The sequence below is a fragment of the Flavobacterium ginsengisoli genome, from assembly GCF_029625315.1.
Taxonomy (GTDB): domain Bacteria; phylum Bacteroidota; class Bacteroidia; order Flavobacteriales; family Flavobacteriaceae; genus Flavobacterium; species Flavobacterium ginsengisoli.
Genome location: NZ_CP121110.1, coordinates 4,249,756 through 4,269,016 on the forward strand (window position 1 = coordinate 4,249,756; position 19,261 = coordinate 4,269,016).

General features: G+C 34.6%; 18 protein-coding genes and 3 pseudogenes. 12 read left to right on the forward strand and 9 right to left on the reverse strand.

The features are described from left to right. Window positions 1-5: 5 nt before the first annotated feature. Window positions 6-1,283 (reverse strand): replication-associated recombination protein A, encoded by a 1,278-nt coding sequence (locus P5P87_RS19980; protein WP_278020378.1) that lies wholly within the window; start codon window positions 1,281-1,283, stop codon window positions 6-8. Between the two features lie 173 nt (window positions 1,284-1,456). Between P5P87_RS19980 and P5P87_RS19985 the strand changes: the two genes are divergently transcribed. Beyond that, the gene (locus tag P5P87_RS19985) at window positions 1,457-2,224 is read left to right on the forward strand and encodes a rhomboid family intramembrane serine protease (RefSeq protein ID WP_278020379.1); all 768 of its coding nucleotides are present in this window, start codon (window positions 1,457-1,459) and stop codon (window positions 2,222-2,224) included. A 208-nt stretch (window positions 2,225-2,432) separates the two neighbouring features. Beyond that, window positions 2,433-2,786, forward strand: coding sequence for a hypothetical protein (locus P5P87_RS19990; RefSeq protein ID WP_278020380.1), 354 nt, complete (start codon window positions 2,433-2,435; stop codon window positions 2,784-2,786). A 2-nt stretch (window positions 2,787-2,788) separates the two neighbouring features. Here the strand turns inward: P5P87_RS19990 and P5P87_RS19995 are convergent, their stop codons facing one another. From P5P87_RS19995 to P5P87_RS20030, 8 genes and pseudogenes are all read right to left on the reverse strand, one after another. Next, window positions 2,789-3,427, reverse strand: coding sequence for a DUF2490 domain-containing protein (locus P5P87_RS19995; protein ID WP_278020381.1), 639 nt, complete (start codon window positions 3,425-3,427; stop codon window positions 2,789-2,791). After that, a complete protein-coding gene (locus tag P5P87_RS20000) occupies window positions 3,411-3,593 on the reverse strand; it encodes a hypothetical protein (protein WP_278020382.1) in 183 nt (60 codons plus the stop codon). The genes P5P87_RS19995 and P5P87_RS20000 overlap by 17 nt, the downstream gene beginning before the upstream one ends. A gap of 53 nt (window positions 3,594-3,646) precedes the next feature. After that, a pseudogene (gene rlmB / locus P5P87_RS20005) lies at window positions 3,647-4,382 on the reverse strand (23S rRNA (guanosine(2251)-2'-O)-methyltransferase RlmB). A gap of 79 nt (window positions 4,383-4,461) precedes the next feature. Next, entirely contained in the window at window positions 4,462-5,472 is a 1,011-nt protein-coding gene (locus P5P87_RS20010) for a hypothetical protein (protein ID WP_278020383.1), read from the reverse strand. After that, window positions 5,402-5,683, reverse strand: coding sequence for a hypothetical protein (locus tag P5P87_RS20015; RefSeq protein ID WP_278020384.1), 282 nt, complete (start codon window positions 5,681-5,683; stop codon window positions 5,402-5,404). The genes P5P87_RS20010 and P5P87_RS20015 overlap by 71 nt, the downstream gene beginning before the upstream one ends. A 22-nt stretch (window positions 5,684-5,705) precedes the next feature. Beyond that, window positions 5,706-7,172: a SusD/RagB family nutrient-binding outer membrane lipoprotein gene (locus P5P87_RS20020; protein ID WP_278020385.1), complete on the reverse strand. Its 1,467-nt coding sequence runs from the start codon at window positions 7,170-7,172 to the stop codon at window positions 5,706-5,708. Between the two features lie 3 nt (window positions 7,173-7,175). Beyond that, a complete protein-coding gene (locus P5P87_RS20025) occupies window positions 7,176-10,430 on the reverse strand; it encodes a SusC/RagA family TonB-linked outer membrane protein (protein ID WP_278020386.1) in 3,255 nt (1,084 codons plus the stop codon). Window positions 10,431-10,514: 84 nt separating this feature from the next. After that, entirely contained in the window at window positions 10,515-12,215 is a 1,701-nt protein-coding gene (locus P5P87_RS20030) for a BamA/TamA family outer membrane protein (RefSeq protein WP_278020387.1), read from the reverse strand. 182 nt (window positions 12,216-12,397) lie between these two features. On the opposite strand from P5P87_RS20030, the gene rpsL reads away from it, so the two are divergent. From rpsL to rplV, 10 genes and pseudogenes are all read left to right on the forward strand, one after another. Continuing rightward, window positions 12,398-12,781, forward strand: coding sequence for a 30S ribosomal protein S12 (gene rpsL, locus P5P87_RS20035; RefSeq protein ID WP_007136570.1), 384 nt, complete (start codon window positions 12,398-12,400; stop codon window positions 12,779-12,781). Between the two features lie 24 nt (window positions 12,782-12,805). Continuing rightward, window positions 12,806-13,283, forward strand: a pseudogene (gene rpsG / locus P5P87_RS20040) (30S ribosomal protein S7). A gap of 11 nt (window positions 13,284-13,294) precedes the next feature. Continuing rightward, a pseudogene (gene fusA / locus P5P87_RS20045) lies at window positions 13,295-15,452 on the forward strand (elongation factor G). A 10-nt stretch (window positions 15,453-15,462) separates the two neighbouring features. Continuing rightward, a complete protein-coding gene (gene rpsJ / locus P5P87_RS20050) occupies window positions 15,463-15,768 on the forward strand; it encodes a 30S ribosomal protein S10 (RefSeq protein WP_007803605.1) in 306 nt (101 codons plus the stop codon). A gap of 406 nt (window positions 15,769-16,174) precedes the next feature. Beyond that, window positions 16,175-16,792: a 50S ribosomal protein L3 gene (gene rplC, locus P5P87_RS20055; RefSeq protein WP_144217592.1), complete on the forward strand. Its 618-nt coding sequence runs from the start codon at window positions 16,175-16,177 to the stop codon at window positions 16,790-16,792. Then, a complete protein-coding gene (gene rplD / locus P5P87_RS20060) occupies window positions 16,792-17,421 on the forward strand; it encodes a 50S ribosomal protein L4 (protein ID WP_198857782.1) in 630 nt (209 codons plus the stop codon). Before rplC ends, rplD begins: the two co-directional genes overlap by 1 nt. A 7-nt stretch (window positions 17,422-17,428) precedes the next feature. Then, window positions 17,429-17,719: a 50S ribosomal protein L23 gene (gene rplW, locus P5P87_RS20065; RefSeq protein WP_198857781.1), complete on the forward strand. Its 291-nt coding sequence runs from the start codon at window positions 17,429-17,431 to the stop codon at window positions 17,717-17,719. A 9-nt stretch (window positions 17,720-17,728) separates the two neighbouring features. Then, window positions 17,729-18,553 carry a 50S ribosomal protein L2 gene (gene rplB, locus P5P87_RS20070; RefSeq protein ID WP_008464287.1) on the forward strand — a complete coding sequence of 275 codons (825 nt, stop codon included), beginning with the start codon at window positions 17,729-17,731 and terminating at the stop codon, window positions 18,551-18,553. Window positions 18,554-18,559: 6 nt separating this feature from the next. Continuing rightward, complete coding sequence (gene rpsS, locus P5P87_RS20075) at window positions 18,560-18,838, forward strand: 30S ribosomal protein S19 (RefSeq protein WP_008464288.1); 279 nt, start codon at window positions 18,560-18,562, stop codon at window positions 18,836-18,838. A gap of 6 nt (window positions 18,839-18,844) precedes the next feature. Further along, window positions 18,845-19,258: a 50S ribosomal protein L22 gene (gene rplV / locus P5P87_RS20080; protein ID WP_007803631.1), complete on the forward strand. Its 414-nt coding sequence runs from the start codon at window positions 18,845-18,847 to the stop codon at window positions 19,256-19,258. Window positions 19,259-19,261: the final 3 nt, after the last annotated feature.

Consider the following 19,261-nt stretch of genomic DNA (forward strand, 5'->3'; position numbering starts at 1 on the left):
ACGGTTTAATAGCCGTATTTATCTTTCCAACGGTTCTTTAGAAATTCGCGGGTACTATTCTCTCTAGAATTGTTTCCAGGATTGTAAAGAACCGTTTCTTTTATAGCATCTGGTAAAAATTCTTGTTCTGCAAAATTATTGGCATAATCGTGAGAATATTTATATTCGTCTCCATAACCTAATTCCTTCATTAATTTGGTTGGAGCATTTCGTAAATGAATAGGAACAGGCAAATCGCCAGTTTGCTTTACTAACTGTTGAGCATTGCCAATTGCCATATAAGAAGCATTGCTTTTTGGCGAAGTAGCCAAATAAATAGCACACTGACTTAATATGATTCGGCTTTCTGGATATCCGATTGTTGTAACAGCCTGAAAAGTATTATTAGCCATTATCAGTGCAGTTGGATTAGCATTACCAATATCTTCGCTTGCTAGAATTAGCATTCTTCTAGCAATAAATTTTACTTCTTCGCCGCCTTCAATCATTCTGGCCAACCAATAAACGGCTCCATTAGGATCACTGCCTCGTATAGATTTAATAAAGGCAGAAACGATATCGTAATGTTGTTCGCCAGTTTTATCATAAAGAACCGTGTTTTGTTGTACAAGTTCAAAAACGCGATCGTTAGTAATTGTAATTTCATCACCAGCAGAAGCATTAATGACGAGTTCAAATACATTTAAGAGTTTTCTTCCGTCACCACCAGAAATACGCAATAATGCTTCTGTTTCTTTTAAATTTATTTTTTTTGTCAATAAATAGGCATCAGTTTTCATTGCACGCTGCAAAAGAGCTTCTAAATCGGCTTTTGTAAAAGCATTTAGTATATAAACTTGACAACGTGACAATAATGCAGGAATTACTTCAAAACTGGGGTTTTCGGTTGTAGCACCGACCAATGTTATCCAACCTTTCTCGACAGCGACTAAAAGTGAATCTTGTTGTGATTTACTAAACCTGTGGATCTCGTCTATAAATAGAATCGGATTTTTAGCCGTAAAAAGTCCGCCACTTTGTTTTGCTTTTTCAATAACATCGCGAATATCTTTTACACCAGAATTTATGGCACTTAGAATATAAAACGGTCTCTTTGATTCTTGCGCAATAATTTGTGCCAAAGTTGTTTTTCCTGTTCCTGGAGGTCCCCAGAAAATCAATGAAGGAATTATCCCTTTTGAAATTTGCTGTGTTAAAGAACCGGTTGGACCAACCAAATGTTGTTGGCTTATATAATCTTCTAATTTTTGCGGACGAATACGCTCTGCTAAAGGTGCTTCCATATTACAAAATTACTATTTTAAGATTTAAATTTCATTCATTCAAAAGTTAAAACAGTTCATGGAGAGATCGATTGTTCTGATTTGAGACAATTCTTTATCTTGGTATGACAAAATATCAGTAAATTATTTTTGGATAGTTTTTTGAGTTCTGTTAGATGTTATTTTCTAAAAATATGAGCGACACTAATTTTAAGTTTTCAAATTCGGTTATTGGACTTCCATTGTTTTTTGTCCTTTTTTTATGGATAATATATTGGCTTCAGATTCGCTTTGATTTTGATTTTTACCGATTCGGAATTTACCCTCGCGATTTTATTGGACTGCGAGGTGTTTTCTTCAGTCCATTTATTCATGAAAATTTAGATCATTTATACAATAATAGTATTCCGCTTGTAATACTATTGGCGGCAATGCAGTTTTTTTATCCAAAACAAACTTTTGGAGTTATAAGTTATGGAATAATATTTTCAGGATTGATTACTTGGGTAGTAGGAAGAGAGAATTTTCATATTGGGGCAAGCGGATTAATTTATGTTTTGGTTAGTTTTATTTTTTTTAAAGGTATTCAGACTAAATATTATAGATTGGTTGCATTATCCTTAACTGTGATTTTGCTTTATGGCGGAATGATATGGTATGTTTTTCCCGATGTTGATCAATCTATTTCTTGGGAAGGGCATTTAGCAGGACTTATTACGGGTTTTGTTTTGACTTTATTTTACAAAGCGCCCGAATATGCAAAACCAATTGTTTACGATTGGCAACGTCCAGATTTTGATCCAAGCCTTGATCCTTTCATGAAACATTTTGATGAAAACGGAAATTTCGTTACTTTTTCTCATGAAAACGAAGAAGAACAAATTCAGTATTTTTCGTCAAGCCATCCTGTAAATTATATAGTAATTAAAAAAGCTGATCAAGAAGAAGAAACTGGCCAGTAATTTTCTTTGAAATAAAAAGAGTAAATTTGTTAAACTAACAATTTAATTTTGAGCATTATGGAAATGAAGATTGTCGTTTTATTTTTGTTTTTTGTTTTTAATGCGAAAGGCGTTGCTCAATGTGAAATAAAAAATAGGGTGCAGGCAGATGGGAGTATGATCTACTATTTTGAGCCAGCAGACTTTTTACACTACAAAATCAAAATCGTTGAAAATTAATATTGTTACAGACAAAGAACATTATTTCGTAGCACTGCAGCCCACGCCTTTTCCTGATAAGAAAGAAGGGAAAAAAATTAAGGACGATTTAATAATTCTTCTAGCAGATAACAAAACATATAAGCTAGCACATTACGATACTCAATATCGACGTAACGATTCTATAATGCAGGTACTTTATTTGATTGACGATAAAGATCTCGATGCATTTTCTAATTACGAAGCTGTAAGTGCAGATATCAATATGCAGGGAACTGAATTTGTGCGAAGCTATAATTTTAAGCTTCATAAAAATGCTATTGTTGAACAGCTTAAATGCTTTTTGAAGAAAGAAGAAAACTAATTTTATTCTTCGTCTTTTACTTCAGGATGTTTTTTGGCTTCAATTTTCTTTTTAAGGTTTCGAAAAAAATTATTGAAACTTATAGTAAGCGAAGCGGCGTTGGTTGTTTGGTTTCCATTATTTCTTGGAAGATATTCGTTGCAATACGTTAATTCAACCTGAAAATCATCTGTAAATAAATAACCAGCACCAATATTGAATCGATTTCGATCAAAAAAACTTTCTCCAGTAACATTTGCTCCAGATTTAAAATAAAGTTCATCTGATGCAATCGCATATACGACTCCGCTTCTTAAAAATTTACTGTTAATGGGCTGTATATATTTAATCTGTTGTCGATATCTAAAAACGTTTTCATATTGATCATCATCATTTTTAATATGACGATATTCAGTACGCATTCTTGTACTTAAAGTGTAGCCTGTTTTGTGAAAATAATAAATGCCTTGAAGAGCAAAGCGCCATTCGGGAGATTCGAACTGACCAATTTCGGGAACATCTCTATTGCTGAAATAGGCAACAAAGGCGGAGAGTTTCCATCTGGGAGAAAAGTAATAATGTCCCCAACCTCTAATGGATCTTTGAATAGTGTTTTCGAATAAATTTGGAGATGATTCGGAACTGCTATAAGCTGCAGACAAAATCAATTTCGGTTGCCCACTTTTTGCTTAAAGTCTGATTGAACTGTAATTCATTCCAAAACTGATTATACGTAGTATTTTGTCCGTAGCTGTTTGTAATTAATAGAATTACAAACAGGCATCGGAATATTGTAATTTTTGATTTTGAATTAGATTTTGAAAGCATTAATTAAAGGTATTTAATTATTTCATTCGCATCTTAATCTCTCAATGTATTTTTTAGATTCTTTGTCTAACAGCTTCGTATAGAAAAGCACCACAGGCAACAGAGACATTTAAGGATCCTATTGAGCCGAACATTGGTAGCTTGGCCTTTTCGTCTACTATTTTTAAAACAGAAGGATTTATTCCTCGGTCTTCAGATCCCATAATAATGGCTAATGGTTCTGATAATGATATGTCATATATGTTTTGATCTGTTTTTTCAGTTGCTCGCTACTGTTTTAATTCCAGAACCTTGCAAATAGAAGATAGCATCTTTTATATGTTCAACTTTGCAGATAGGCACATTGAATACAGCTCCAGCTGAAGTTTTAACAGTATCACCGTTTACAGGAGCTGAACCTGCTTTTTGTATAATGATTCCATTAACTCCAGTACATTCTGCTGTTCTAATAATAGCGCCAAAATTTCTAGCATCTGATATTTGATCTAATATTAGAAAAAGAGGCTTGCTGCCAGACTCAATTGTAGATTCTACTAAATGCTCTAAATCAATAAAACCAATAGGAGAGATGGTTGCTACTGCACCTTGGTGATTATTTGGTGTAAGACGATTTAATTTTTCTACAGGAACATAAGAGAAGTTTACGTTTGCACGTTTCATTACCTTCATTAAATCTTTCATAAGTTCACCAGAAATGTCTTTCTGAATGAAAACTTTATCCACTTCTTTTCCTGCTTGAATCGCTTCTATGATGGCTCTAATGCCAAATATTTGATGTTCTTTTTCCATTGGACAAATATAGGTAATGTTTATATAAAAAAAAACCATCCCAATTTGGGATGGTTTAGTTTCATTGTTAAAAGAAGAATTAGTCAGCTAAAACTCCTTCTTTGTATGAGAATTTCAATTCTTGACTTGTAGTTCCTTGAACTTTGTCAGTAATTTTGATGATTCCAGTGTAAAGAACATCTTGGAAATCTGGATCTGATTCAGTTCCAAAGTTTACTGATCTTGTGATTTTGTAAACAATAACATCACCAACTACCAAATTAGTTAAAGATGTAACTTTAGTACCTGCGTTGTAAGCATTCTCAGCGACAAATAAGTTAGCAGTTGAGTAGTTTACAGTATTGTCTTTTACGAAATCGATACTAACTCCTTCTGATGTAGCGAAACCAAATGGGCTAACGAAATCAATTTCAGAAGCTTCATGGTCTCCAGTTTTGAAACTGAATGTTGACTCACTGTCAGAAATGTTTCCATTGTGAGAAGCACCAAATACTTGATCAGCAAAAGTTACTGTTGTAGTAATCTCATCTGTTTGAGTTCCTGAAGTTATAATAAATTTGTAAGTAATTTTATCTCCAGCAACAATTCCACCATAAGTAGAATATGGATAACTATTCAAATCTATAGTCTGTTTAGTAGCAGGCAATGTTCCAGGTAAATTAGTAAATGTACCAGTATCATTTTTAGACCATTGTCCAACAATACTTGTGATTGTTGTAGCAGCTTTAGTAAGTGGAGCGATATGCACTTCATAAGCAGCAGGATCATTAAATTTAATTGCTGAGATACCACTTGAAGTACTGTTTACAAGATCTCCATCAGCGTTTACTACTTGCCAAGTAATTGCTTTTCCAACTACTAAAGAAAAAGGAGCTCTTGATGTTGTTCCATCAGAATAAGTTGCAAGAATTGCTAATTCAAACGTTCCTGTTTTTCCAGTTAAAGTTGTTACACCACCTTCAGTTACTGGGAAATTGTCGAAACTTCCTAATGTAGAAGTATTGAAAGTAGCTTTTCCTTCACTTAAAGTTGCATCTGCTACTTTGTCTCCAAATACGATAGGATCTGTTGGAGGTGTTTTTGCGAGCATTTTTGAAAATTTCAACTTTAGTCACAGTTACACCTTCTTTAGTGTATGTGTTAAGTGGCAGGTTGTAGTTGTTATCCAAACGACTTATACTAGTCGTTGTTGGAACTGCATTACCTCCTGTAGTTGCAAATTCCATATTGTCATCTGCAGAACATGAAGCTAAAGTTGCAATAAATGCAAATGCGGCTATCTGTTTAATGTATTTTTTCATATTTGTACTGTTAAATATAATATTAGTGTTTGTCCCAGAAAAGTTTAGTAGTTACAGCATTGTTACCCAATTTTGCAACTGCAGCTTCTAAGTTTGCGACGTTTAATGTCTGCTCGATTCCTGGATAAGAGTAGCGTTTTGGAACTTCAGTGATGTCACCAAATGTTACAGGTGGCGCAACTAAAGCAGGGAAGTCTAATCTTCTGTAAGAAGTCCAAGCTTCAAAACCTCTATTATAGTAAGCAATCCAAGATTGTTCTCCAATTTTTTGTTTCCAAGTTCCTGTTGCAGTAGCATAAGCTACATCAGATCTTGTTAAGTAAGCGACGATATCACCAGCAGCTACACCCCAATCTTGTAAAGATGCAGTTACAGCAGCGTTATAGTGAGATTCAGCAGTACCTCCAACAGCGATACCTCTTTCTACAGCTTCAGCTAATAAGAATTCAACTTCAGAATACGTGAAAATTACACCTGGATAAACTGGATCTTTAATAGTTTCAGTAATGTGAGAGAAGTTTCCGTAAATGTTAACTGTTCCGTATACACCACCTTTGTATTGTCCTGATCCTTCTGGGTACTCAGTGAAGTATTTAGATCTTCTTGGGTCAGAAAGAGCATTCAATTTGTTAACAAATGTATCAGCAGGAACGAAGTCATTACGTCCACTAGCTACTAAGTCAAGATATAACGGGTTGTTATTTGTTGTATTTGTAGCGTAAGGCATGTAAGCACCATCAGCACTAGATGTGATTAATCCATCTTCTTTAGCCGCTAAAGCTTGTGTGCTAGCGTAAGCGTGATCAACGTCATCCATCATGATAGCCATTCTGAAACGAAGAGAGTTAGCAAACTTAGCCCATTTTGCAGTGTTACCACCGTAAATAAGGTCAGCACTACCATAACTGTCAGCAGATTGATCTAATTTATGAGATGCATTAGTTAATACAGTAAGTAAATCTCTGTAGATAGTTTGAGCGTCATCATATTTAGGTTGTGGATGATTTTCAATATCTAAAGCTTCTGTATAAGGAACATCTCCAAAAGTATCAACTAAGATACCGTAGCAGTAAGAAGTTAAAATGTCGATAATTGCAAGTTTATTTTCAATTACCACTAAACCATCAGCAGTTCCAGTGTAGCTTGCTTTTTGCTCTAGCAAAAGTGTTTTAGCTTCTTTAAAATCTCTTAGTACATCACGGTAGTAAGTAGCCCAGTGACGATCTGGAATTGTACGTCCAGTAAGGTCATATTGAGTTTCTTGTGGGTATTGTACTTCTGTCCATTGCTGAGCATATAATCTGAATACGTTGAAGTTAACAGATGTGCTAGTAACCTGATCCATCATGAATTTCTCTGCATTTGTAAATAAAAATTCAGGAGAAGTAGTGGTAGGGTTTTTTGTGTCTTGGTTCATGTTCCCAAAATCATCAGAGCAAGATGAAAATAAGGCAATGAACGATATTAATATTATTAGTCTATTTTTCATAGCTTAGAATTTTATTGTTAAGTTACAACCAATATTTCTAGTTGTTGGTAAAGAACCGATAGAAAGTCCTTGAGATCCTACGTTAGATCCTAATCCACTTTCTGGGTCTGCATCTGGAAGATTCTTTTGGATGATCCATAAGTTAGATCCGATAAGTGAAATTCTAGCATCAACTAATTTCATTTTTTGAACTAATGAAGATGGTAAAGTATAAGTAATGTTTACCTCTCTTAATTTGATAAATCCAGCATCGTAAACAAATTGACTTCTTGGTCCGTTAGTGTAAGCATTTGTAATAGCTCCACCTGTAGAGTAAGCAGTTCTTGTTGTGTTTGGAGTTCCATCAGCGTATACACCTGGAAGGATAACACCACCACCATTTACTAAACTATTTCTTTTTGGATTTCCAAGATCATTGTTTCCACCTGTTTCGTCAGTTAAACCAGTTCCAACTCCGTACCATTGGTCAGTAGAGAAAACATCTCCTCCGTGTTTAACATCGATTAAGAAGCTGAAAGATAAGTTTTTGTATGCGAATTTGTTGCGGATACCTCCAATCCAATCAGGATTGATGTTTCCAATAATATTGTTTGTAGAAGTATTGATTACGTATCTACCAGTTGCTGGGTTAACGATTCTTTGTCCGTTAGCATCATAAGTATAATCTGTTCCTTTCAATACACCAAATGGTTGTCCAACAACAGCATTTAAAGTTACTGTACCAGGGAAAGAAGATACTTGTAAGTTACTTACACCATCAGCCAAAGCTGTAACCATGTTTTCGTTTTTAGACCAGTTCACATTAACATCCCAAGAAAAACTATTTGTTTTAATAGGAGTAACGTTGAATTGAACCTCGATACCTTTGTTTTCTACTGTAGCAGCGTTAACATATTTAGAAGTATAACCTGTAGCAGTTGAGTAAGGTACTCTTACAGCTTCTCCGTCATTCACGTTTTTGTATAAACTCACGTCAAATCCAACTCTTCTGTTTAAGAATTGCATCTCAAGACCGATCTCTTGTGTATTAGTTTTAATAGGTTTAAGATCTGGGTTGTTTTTAATAGAGTTTACAGAATACATTTGGTTATTGTTGAACGGATCGTATTTTGTATAAGTATCAACCAATGCTAATGCAGGTGTTCCTAATGGGCTTTCAGAGTAACCTCCTCTTAATTTACCAAAACTTAACCAGCTAGCATCAATGTTTTTAGAGAAAACCCAGCTACCAGAAACAGAATAACTTGGGATGCTATTGTCGCTTGCAGGCAAGTTTGAGAAAGCATCTCTACGAGCAGTTGCATCGATGAAATATGTATCTAAATATCCTAAAGAAGCTGAAATGTAGTAACTGTTAACAGAAGCTTTAGTTTCTCTTTCGTATGGGTATGGGCTTGCAGCTTTAGAGTTTGATAAACTGTAAATACCAGGGATAATTAAACCTCCTTGAGTAGAAGCTGTAATTTGGTTGAAATAAGTGTTTCTTATTGTTCCCCCAGCTACTCCACTTAAACTAAAATCTTCTCCGAATTTTTTGTTGTAAGTAAGAATCAAGTCATAGTTTTGCTCAGAGAAGTTACCATTGTAACGTTGGTATCCTGAAGTCTCGTCAAGAGCATTGATACCAAAAGTTTTTGCAACAGATCCTACAGCAACTCTTTCTTCACGAATCTCAGAATAAGTATCTGTAGAGATTTTTCCAGTTGCAGAAAGCCAGTCTGTAATTTTGTACGTTAAGTTTGCATAACCGATAAAACGATTTCTACTATCGTTTTGGTAGTTTTGGTAACGCTCAAAGTAAGGGTTGTTCCAGTATGCAGGAGATCCATCGTCAACAGAAGTTCTGTTCCAAGTGATGTTTTGTCCGCCTGAATTGTTGTATGCTTGTTGTAATTGTTTAATATCAACGTTTGTTTGCCACCATTGACGGAAACCAGAAACTAAGTTGTCGCTGTATCCTGTCATGTTTCTACCAACTGTTTGTTGTGCAGAAAAGTTAGCAAAAGTACTTAAAGACAATCTGTCTGTAAATTGGTGGTTTAATTTTAAACTGAAGTTATTTTTTCTTAATTCACTATTAATTAAAACACCAGTTTGGTCAGTATTTGTATAGTTAAATACAACATTTGTTTTTTCATTTCCATCTTCAAAAGAGATACTGTTCACTAAAGAAAGTGAGTTTTTGAAGAAAGTGAAAGGATCGTTTGCGACAGCTTGCCATGGAGTTGCTTTTCCGTAGTTAGCATTTCCTGGGTATGCAGAGAATGCATCCCATTGGTAAACATTCAATGAAGGATCAAAACGGTTACCTACAGAAGCATCATCTCCCATAAGAACTACTCTATCATTTACACCGTCACCATTAATATCTTGTGTAGTGTCAAAAGAAGCACCGTATCCAGCTCCATAATTTTTTTGGTATTTAACGAAAGTGCTTTTGTCAGGACTACCAGTTACTACTTCAGAAGAAACAGTGATTCCTAATCCTTTTCTAGCTTTACCTTTTTTAGTTGTAATCATTAAAACCCCGTTACCAGCTAAGTATCCGTATAATGCAGAAGCCGCAGCACCTTTTAATACGTTCACACTTTCGATATCTTCTGGATTAATGTCCATCGCGTTATTACCGTAGTCAAATCCTCTAGATCCTGATGATTGAGCTGTTGTTCCGTCGTTTGTGTTGTTAGCGTTGTTGATTGGCATACCATCAATAACGATTAACATCTCATTACTTTGACCAATAGCTTTAACCCCTCTAGAAATTGCACTTGTAGAACCTCCAAAGTTAGTGTTTCTTGTAATGTTAACACCGGCAACTTTACCAGAAAGTTCGTTTAAGAAGTTACCACTAGAAGTACCATTTCTTAAATCTCCTCCTTTTACCTCTTGTGTTGCATAACCAAGAGATTTTTTCTCTCTTTTAACACCTAAAGCTGTTGTTACTACAACGCTTTCAAGTTCTTGAGCATCTCCAGCCAATTTTACGTTAACTGTTGATGAAGTTGCGACTATTTCTTGAGTTTTCATCCCAATGTAGCTAAATACCAATACTTGGCTTGATGATGCTTTGATAGTATATTTACCATCAAAATCGGTTTGCGTTCCAGCTTTGGTTCCTTTAACTAATACACTAACACCTGGTAGAGGCATCCCTGCATTGTCAGAAACTGTTCCCGAAACAGCTCTTTCTTGCGCAAAAGAAAGTTGCGCAACTAGTACTAATAAAAGCACTAAGAATCCATTGAACTTTAGTTTCATTTTTAAATATTTTGAATTAGTATCGCAAAACTCTTAATAATTTGTTAACTTTCCTAATAAATAAAAATCTTTTTTTGGTAAACTTTAAAATTTAACATTATAACATATGTTTACGATAGTGTTATATAATTGTATTTCTTGCTGATTTTCCTGACCATTCGTGAGAATAATTCGTAAAATTCCGTTTTTTGTTTGTATTCCTGCACCTATCCCGATTCCTATTAAATTCTTAATTTTTTTAGGATTTGAAATATTGGTTAAGTCTTGATATATAGCGTAATCCGTAATTGAATGAATGTATGCGCTTTTTGAAAACATATATCGATATTCTGTAAGAATTGCTGAATAAAAGTTTGCTTGAAGACTATTTTCTGAAAATCCTCTAATTGAGTTCATTCCGCCAAATCGAAATAATTCGTTCGAAATGTAATTTTTACTGTCTAAGTAAAAATTTTGAGAATTTATGTTAATGTAATTTTTGCTATTTAGTTCAAAATTATATGTTGCATTTAAATTTAGGTAGAATTGTTTGCTTGGATCTGCGGTCTCAGGATCATTATTTGTTTCTCGTTTTCCAAAACCTACGATTGTGCTTAAAAAAGCTTTTCCAGGCATTAAGCTATTATTTGGATCTATTCTTTTGTATTCATATGTGGATGTCAGATAGGAGTTGTTGAAATCGCTAATTGTAGAATTGTTGGCGTTTTGAATATCGCTCGATTCGGTTGACTGATAACCAAGATAGATTTTAGAATTGTAGTTTAAATAATAGCCGAGATTAATATCTGTTTTTGTATTCTGAAAAGTACTGTCTTGTTTAAAAATGTTTAATTGTGCCTTTATTCCAAGTGGTGATTGAAATAGATATGGAATCTCAAGCTTTGTGTTGAAAGTTTTTTGTTGATTTCCGTCGCTTTTCCAGTATAAGGAAAATTTTTCGCCAGCTCGAAGTATATTGGTTAATGAAATATCTAGGTAGCCATTTAATATTAGCTTTTTGTTTTCGTCATTGGAAAAGCCAATATAACCATCAAAATTGTTTGCTTTCCTTTTGTCAAGATAGGTATAGACTTTGGTTGAGTCTGGTGTAAATAAAATTTCTGGGTATTTAGGTTGAGAAACAAACTCAAAGCTATTGATGTCATCATGAAGTTTTTTGACAGTTTCTTGATTGAAAGTTTTGTTTAGGTATTTTTTGTTTAGTTGTTTTACTGCTCCTTTCGGAAAATAATCTTTTAAAGCAGGATTGGTATAATTTATAATAATGGAATTTAGGGTTCGTTTTTTTTCGGAATTAAAATTTAAGTCAGCGTAAATTATCGAATTCTTTTTTTTGATATTTTGTAGTTTGATTTTAGAAAATGCAAAACCTGCTTTTTCATTCTCTGATATTTCTTGATTTAAGAAATTTTCAAGTTCTGAATAAGGTATAATTATGCTGTCATTTTCTGTTTTTTTTGACTCATGAGAAAAATTATTTATACCTATATATATATGTACTTCTTTTATTCTGTTTTTTAGATCTATTAAAACGTTATATATGGTGTCGTTTGTTCTTTTGTTTTCCAGTACTTTAGAGTCAATATAGCCTTGTTTTGCAAGTCTGTTTATTACTGTCGTAATTTCGCTGTTTATTGATTTAATATTTGGATGTTTTTTTGTGTAAGAAATCGAGTCAATGGTTTGATTCTGTTTTTTATTAATTCCGTTTATATTAAGGTAGAAAGATTGCGCAAAACAATTAGCCGATAAGAGAAAAATGAGTATGTAATAAAATTGTTTCAAAAGCAATTGTTTTGTTAGTTAAATGTAAAGCAAATATCTAATGTTTCTTTGTTAAATCATAGATATAAATAATGTTGTTGAAAATTAATGATTTAACGTTTGTATACTGAAAAATATTTTATACATTTGCAACCCCGTAAAAAGCGGGAATTTAATAAACATAATAATTTTTAGTATTAATTATGCCAACAATTCAACAATTAGTAAGAACAGGAAGAACTCAGATCACTAAGAAGAGTAAATCGGTTGCTTTAGATTCTTGTCCTCAAAGAAGAGGGGTTTGTACGCGTGTTTACACTACTACACCAAAAAAACCAAACTCTGCAATGCGTAAAGTTGCGCGTGTACGTTTGACAAATGGTAATGAGGTGAATGCTTACATCCCAGGAGAAGGACATAATCTACAAGAGCACTCGATAGTATTAGTGCGAGGTGGAAGGGTAAAAGATTTACCAGGTGTTAGATATCATATCGTTCGTGGAGCGCTTGACACGTCAGGAGTTGCAGGAAGAACGCAAAGAAGATCTAAGTACGGTGCTAAACGCCCAAAAGAAGCAAAAAAGTAATTTAAAAACTTTTAAGAAAAAGACATGAGAAAAAGAGCGGCAAAGAAAAGACCACTTTTACCGGATCCAAGGTTTAATGACCAATTAGTTACACGTTTTGTGAACAACTTAATGTGGGATGGTAAGAAATCTACAGCTTTTAAAGTATTTTATGATGCAATTGATATCATCGAAACTAAAAAGCAAAATGATGAGAAAACTTCATTAGAGATCTGGAAAGATGCTTTAACTAACGTTATGCCTCACGTAGAAGTACGTAGCCGTAGAGTTGGTGGAGCTACATTCCAAATCCCAATGCAAATTCGTCCAGACAGAAAAATTTCTATGGCAATGAAGTGGTTAATACTTTATTCTAGAAGAAGAAATGAAAAATCTATGGCACAACGTTTAGCTTCTGAGTGTTTAGGCTGCTGCTAAAGAAGAAGGTGCTGCGGTTAAGAAAAGAATGGATACTCACAAAATGGCAGAAGCTAATAAAGCATTCTCTCACTTTAGATTTTAATTCGTAAAGAAATGGCTAGAGATTTAAAATATACAAGAAATATCGGAATCGTCGCTCACATTGATGCTGGTAAAACAACAACAACTGAGCGTATTCTTTTTTACACTGGAAAGTCACACAAAATTGGTGAGGTGCACGATGGTGCTTGCAACAATGGACTGGATGGCTCAAGAGCAAGAAAGAGGTATTACAATTACTTCAGTTGCTACAACTTGTACTTGGAACTTTCCAACTGTACAAGGTAAAGTTATTCCAGAATCATTACCATACCACTTTAATATTATTGATACTCCTGGACACGTTGACTTTACTGTAGAGGTAAACCGTTCTTTACGTGTACTTGATGGTTTAGTTTTCTTATTTAGTGCTGTTGATGGTGTTGAGCCTCAATCAGAAACTAACTGGAGACTTGCTGATCAATATAGAGTTCCTCGTATGGGATTCGTAAATAAAATGGACCGTCAAGGTGCTAACTTTTTAGCTGTATGCGGACAGGTTAAAGATATGTTGAAATCGAATGCGGTTGCAATTACTTTACCTATTGGTGATGAAGCAGATTTTAAAGGTATTGTTGACTTAGTGAAAAATCAAGCTATTGTATGGCATGATGAAACTCAAGGAGCTACTTTTGATATTGTGGATATCCCAGCTGATATGGTTGATGATGTAAAACACTACCGTTCTATCCTTATCGAAGAGATCGCTACTTATGATGAGAATCTTTTGGATAAATACATGGAAGATGAAAACTCTATTACAGAGGAAGAAATCAACAATGCATTAAGAGCGGCTACTATTGATATGGCAATCATTCCTATGCTTGCTGGTTCTTCTTTCAAAAACAAAGGAGTTCAATTCATGTTAGATGCTGTTTGTAAATATTTACCATCTCCATTAGATAAAGAAGGTATCGAAGGAATTCATCCTGATGATGCTGAATTATTAGAAGAAGATCAAACTAAAATCTTACGTCGCCCAGATGTAAAAGAGCCGTTTGTTGCTTTAGCGTTTAAAATTGCTACTGACCCATTCGTAGGTCGTTTAGCTTTCTTCCGTGCTTATTCTGGACGTTTAGATGCTGGTTCTTATGTTTTAAATACTCGTTCTGGTAACAAAGAGAGAATTTCTCGTATTTACCAAATGCACGCTAATAAACAAAATCCAATCGAATTTATTGAGGCTGGAGATATTGGAGCTGCTGTAGGATTTAAAGATATCAAAACTGGAGATACTTTGTGTGATGAAAAGAGTCCAATTATCTTGGAATCTATGAAATTCCCAGAGCCAGTAATTGGTATTGCTATTGAGCCTAAAACTAAAGCTGACGTTGATAAAATGGGTATGGCTTTGGCTAAATTGGCTGAAGAGGATCCAACGTTTACTGTAAGAACTGATGAGGCTTCAGGTCAAACTATTATTTCTGGTATGGGTGAGCTTCACTTAGATATCTTAGTTGATCGTATGAAACGTGAGTTTAAAGTAGAGGTTAACCAAGGTGAGCCACAAGTAGAATACAAAGAGGCGTTTACTAAATCTGCTCAGCATAGAGAAACTTACAAAAAACAATCTGGAGGTCGTGGTAAATTCGGTGATATCGTATTTAGAATCGAGCCTGCTGATGAAGTTGATGGTAAAGTTCCAGTTGGATTACAGTTCGTAAATGAGGTAAAAGGTGGTAACGTACCTAAAGAGTATATTCCTGCTGTTGAAAAAGGTTTCCGTGAGGCTATGAAAACAGGTCCATTAGCTGGATACGCTGTTGATAGTTTGAAAGTAACTTTATTAGATGGATCTTTCCACCCTGTGGATTCTGATGCTCTTTCTTTTGAATTAGTCGCTAGAATGGGTTATAAAGAGTCGGGACGTGCTGCTGGAGCTGTTATTCTTGAGCCAATCATGAAAATCGAAGTTATTACTCCAGAAGAAAACATGGGTGATATCGTAGGTGACTTGAACCGTCGTAGAGGACAAGTTAATGATATGGGTGACAGAAATGGTGCTAAAACGATTAAAGCTGATGTGCCTTTATCAGAAATGTTTGGTTATGTAACTACATTAAGAACATTATCTTCTGGTAGAGCGACTTCAACAATGGAGTTTTCTCACTATGCAGAAACACCTTCTAATATTTCAGAAGAGGTAATCAAAAAAGCAAAAGGTAACGCTTAATTTTAAGAAAATGAGTCAAAAAATCAGAATAAAACTAAAATCTTACGATCACATGTTGGTAGATAAATCTGCTGAAAAGATCGTAAAAACAGTAAAAACTACTGGAGCGGTTGTAACAGGTCCAATTCCGTTGCCAACTCACAAAAAACTTTTCACTGTATTGCGTTCTCCGCACGTTAACAAAAAAGCGAGAGAGCAATTTGAAGTAATGTCATACAAGAGATTGATTGATATTTATTCATCTTCATCTAAAACAATTGATGCTTTAATGAAACTTGAATTGCCAAGTGGTGTTGAAGTAGAGATAAAAGTATAATTTTTTTTATATTTTTTTATATAAAAAGCGAGTCAGAAATGTCTCGCTTTTTTTTGTTTTTAAAAATGCCTTTAGTTGGTTGATTTTGTGAAGTTTTAGTTTTGAATTTTTCTAATGAATTTCTTTAAAGGCCTTTGTTTTAAAGTGATGCAGGATTTTTTTGTTATGATTTTGTTGGTTAATTGTTAAGTGTAGTTTGTTTGTGTGTTGGAAAAAATAGGTTGAAATTTTGAATAATCTAAGTTGTTTTTAGTGTTGCTTTTGAGCTTGGATTTTGATTATGAGCGATTTAATTTTTGTAACTGTTTGGTATATTCAATTTTAATGTCTACTTTTGCACTCCCTGTTTGGAAATTTCTGTTATTTTCAAATTGAAGGGAATTTTAGTAATTAATAATTAATATTTATGTCTGGGTTAATTGGTAAGAAAATCGGCATGACTAGTATTTTCGACGAAAACGGGAAAAACATTCCTTGTACAGTAATCGAAGCTGGGCCATGCGTTGTTACCCAAGTCAGAACCAACGAGGTTGACGGGTATGAAGCGTTGCAACTTGGTTTCGATGACAAAAACGAGAAACATTCTACTAAAGCGGCTTTAGGTCACTTTAAAAAAGCTGGAACTGTTGCTAAGAAAAAAGTCGTTGAATTCCAAGATTTTGCAACTGAACAAAAATTAGGAGATCTTATTGATGTTACTATTTTTGAAGAAGGAGAATTTGTAGATGTACAAGGTGTGTCTAAAGGTAAAGGTTTCCAAGGTGTTGTTAAACGTCACGGTTTTGGTGGTGTTGGACAAGCTACTCATGGTCAGCACAACCGTTTAAGAGCGCCAGGTTCTGTAGGAGCTTCTTCTTATCCATCTAGAGTATTCAAAGGAATGCGTATGGCTGGAAGAATGGGAGGAGAAAATGTAAAAGTTCAAAACCTTAGAGTTTTAAAAGTAGTTGCTGAAAAGAATCTACTTGTTGTTAAAGGATGTATTCCTGGGCACAAAAACTCTTATGTAATCATTCAGAAGTAATGGAAGTAAAAGTATTAGATTTCAACGGAAAAGATACTGGAAGAAAAGTTCAACTTTCTGATTCAGTATTCGCAATTGAGCCAAACAATCACGCTGTATATCTTGATGTTAAGCAATATCTTGCTAATCAAAGACAAGGTACTCATAAAGCTAAAGAAAGAGCTGAAGTAACTGGAAGTACGCGTAAGATTAAAAAACAAAAAGGAACTGGTACTGCTCGTGCAGGAAGTGTTAAGAATCCATTGTTTAAAGGTGGTGGAACAGTTTTCGGACCAAGACCAAGAAGTTATTCATTCAAATTGAATAAAGGATTGAAGAGATTGGCTAGAAAATCAGCTTTCTCAATCAAAGCAAAAGAGTCAAATATTGTAGTTTTAGAAGACTTTAATTTTGAAACGCCAAACACTAAAAATTTCATTAACGTTTTGAAAGCTTTAGGGTTAGAGAGTAAAAAATCTCTATTTGTGTTGGGTGAGTCAAATAAAAACGTATATTTGTCGTCACGTAATTTAAAGGCTTCAAATGTTGTAACTAGCTCAGAATTAAGCACTTACGCAATATTAAACGCTAATAATTTGGTGCTTTTAGAGGGTTCTTTAGAGTTAATTGAAGAAAATTTAAGTAAATAATAGGAATATGAGCATCATTATTAAGCCTATAGTAACGGAAAAAGTAACCAAAGAAAGTGAAGTTCTAAACCGCTTCGGATTCGTTGTTAACAAAAAAGCAAACAAAGTTGAGATTAAGAAAGCTGTTGAGGCTGCTTATGGAGTAACTATCGTTTCTGTTAACACAATGAATGTGAGACCAGATAGATCTACTAAATACACTAAAAGTGGTTTAATCAGTGGAAAGACAAATGCTTATAAAAAAGCAATTGTACAAGTACAAGAAGGAGAAACAATTGATTTTTACAACAATATCTAAGATAGAAAAATGTCAGTAAGAAAATTAAAACCTATTACCCCAGGTCAGCGATTTAGAGTTGTGAATGGTTATGACGCCATTACAACTGATAAGCCGGAACGCTCTTTGATAGCGCCGATAAAAAACTCTGGAGGTAGAAATAGTCAAGGAAAGATGACCATGCGTTATACGGGTGGTGGTCACAAGCAGAGATATCGTATCATCGATTTCAAAAGAACTAAAGATGGAATTCCAGCTACAGTGAAATCAATCGAATACGATCCAAATCGTACTGCGTTCATCGCTTTGTTAGCTTATGCTGATGGAGAGAAAACTTATATTATCGCTCAAAATGGATTGAAAGTTGGTCAGAAATTAGTTTCTGGACCAGAATCTCAACCAGAGATTGGTAATACATTACCTTTAAGCAGAATTCCTCTTGGAACTGTTATATCTTGTATTGAGTTACGTCCAGGACAAGGAGCTGTTATTGCTCGTTCAGCTGGAACTTTTGCTCAGTTAATGGCAAGAGACGGGAAATATGCAACAATTAAAATGCCATCTGGTGAGACAAGATTAATCTTGTTAACTTGTTCGGCTACAATTGGAGCTGTTTCTAATTCTGACCATCAATTAGTTGTATCTGGAAAAGCAGGTAGAACAAGATGGTTAGGAAGAAGACCTAGAACTAGACCAGTAGCGATGAACCCAGTTGATCACCCTATGGGAGGTGGTGAAGGACGTTCTTCTGGAGGGCACCCACGTTCAAGAAACGGATTGCCAGCTAAAGGTTACAGAACTCGTTCTAAGAAAAACCCGAGTAACAAGTATATCGTAGAACGTAGAAAGAAATAATAAGATATGGCACGTTCATTAAAAAAAGGACCTTTCGTTCATTATAAATTAGACAAGAAAGTTCAAGAAAACGTAGAAAGTGGTAAAAATGCAGTTGTTAAGACTTGGTCTAGAGCTTCAATGATTACTCCAGATTTCGTTGGACAAACTATCGCAGTTCATAACGGCCGTCAATTTGTACCAGTTTACGTAACAGAAAACATGGTAGGTCACAAATTAGGAGAGTTTTCACCAACTAGATCTTTTAGAGGTCATGCTGGAGCAAAAAATAAAGGTAAAAAATAAGAAGCAATGGGAGTTCGTAAAAGAGAAACAGCAGATGCGAGAAAAGAGGCTAATAAGTCTATCGCTTTCGCAAAATTGAATAACTGCCCTACTTCACCTAGAAAAATGCGCTTAGTAGCGGACTTGGTAAGAGGTCAGAAGGTAGAAAGAGCACTTAACATTTTAAGATTCAGTTCTAAAGAAGCTTCAAGAAAATTAGAAAAACTATTATTATCTGCAATCAATAACTGGGAGCAAAAAAATAGTGAAGGTAATTTAGAAGAAGCTGGATTATTTGTTAAAGAGATCAGAGTAGATGGTGGAATGATGTTAAAAAGACTTCGTCCAGCTCCGCAAGGTCGTGCACACAGAATCAGAAAACGTTCTAATCACGTAACAATCGTGCTTGGAGCTATCAATAACACACAAAGCAATTCTTAAGCG

Excerpts from the sequence above, each read along its gene's own strand:
- P5P87_RS19980 (WP_278020378.1), bottom strand. The coding sequence starts at position 1,283 with ATGGAAGCACCTTTAGCAGAGCGTATTCGTCCGCAAAAATTAGAAGAT.
- P5P87_RS19985 (WP_278020379.1), top strand. The coding sequence starts at position 1,457 with ATGAGCGACACTAATTTTAAGTTTTCAAATTCGGTTATTGGACTTCCA.
- P5P87_RS20000 (WP_278020382.1), bottom strand. The coding sequence starts at position 3,593 with ATGCTTTCAAAATCTAATTCAAAATCAAAAATTACAATATTCCGATGC.
- P5P87_RS20010 (WP_278020383.1), bottom strand. The coding sequence starts at position 5,472 with ATGCTCGCAAAAACACCTCCAACAGATCCTATCGTATTTGGAGACAAA.
- P5P87_RS20015 (WP_278020384.1), bottom strand. The coding sequence starts at position 5,683 with ATGAAAAAATACATTAAACAGATAGCCGCATTTGCATTTATTGCAACT.
- P5P87_RS20020 (WP_278020385.1), bottom strand. The coding sequence starts at position 7,172 with ATGAAAAATAGACTAATAATATTAATATCGTTCATTGCCTTATTTTCA.
- P5P87_RS20025 (WP_278020386.1), bottom strand. The coding sequence starts at position 10,430 with ATGAAACTAAAGTTCAATGGATTCTTAGTGCTTTTATTAGTACTAGTT.
- rpsL (WP_007136570.1), top strand. The coding sequence starts at position 12,398 with ATGCCAACAATTCAACAATTAGTAAGAACAGGAAGAACTCAGATCACT.
- rpsJ (WP_007803605.1), top strand. The coding sequence starts at position 15,463 with ATGAGTCAAAAAATCAGAATAAAACTAAAATCTTACGATCACATGTTG.
- rplC (WP_144217592.1), top strand. The coding sequence starts at position 16,175 with ATGTCTGGGTTAATTGGTAAGAAAATCGGCATGACTAGTATTTTCGAC.
- rplD (WP_198857782.1), top strand. The coding sequence starts at position 16,792 with ATGGAAGTAAAAGTATTAGATTTCAACGGAAAAGATACTGGAAGAAAA.
- rplW (WP_198857781.1), top strand. The coding sequence starts at position 17,429 with ATGAGCATCATTATTAAGCCTATAGTAACGGAAAAAGTAACCAAAGAA.
- rplB (WP_008464287.1), top strand. The coding sequence starts at position 17,729 with ATGTCAGTAAGAAAATTAAAACCTATTACCCCAGGTCAGCGATTTAGA.
- rpsS (WP_008464288.1), top strand. The coding sequence starts at position 18,560 with ATGGCACGTTCATTAAAAAAAGGACCTTTCGTTCATTATAAATTAGAC.
- rplV (WP_007803631.1), top strand. The coding sequence starts at position 18,845 with ATGGGAGTTCGTAAAAGAGAAACAGCAGATGCGAGAAAAGAGGCTAAT.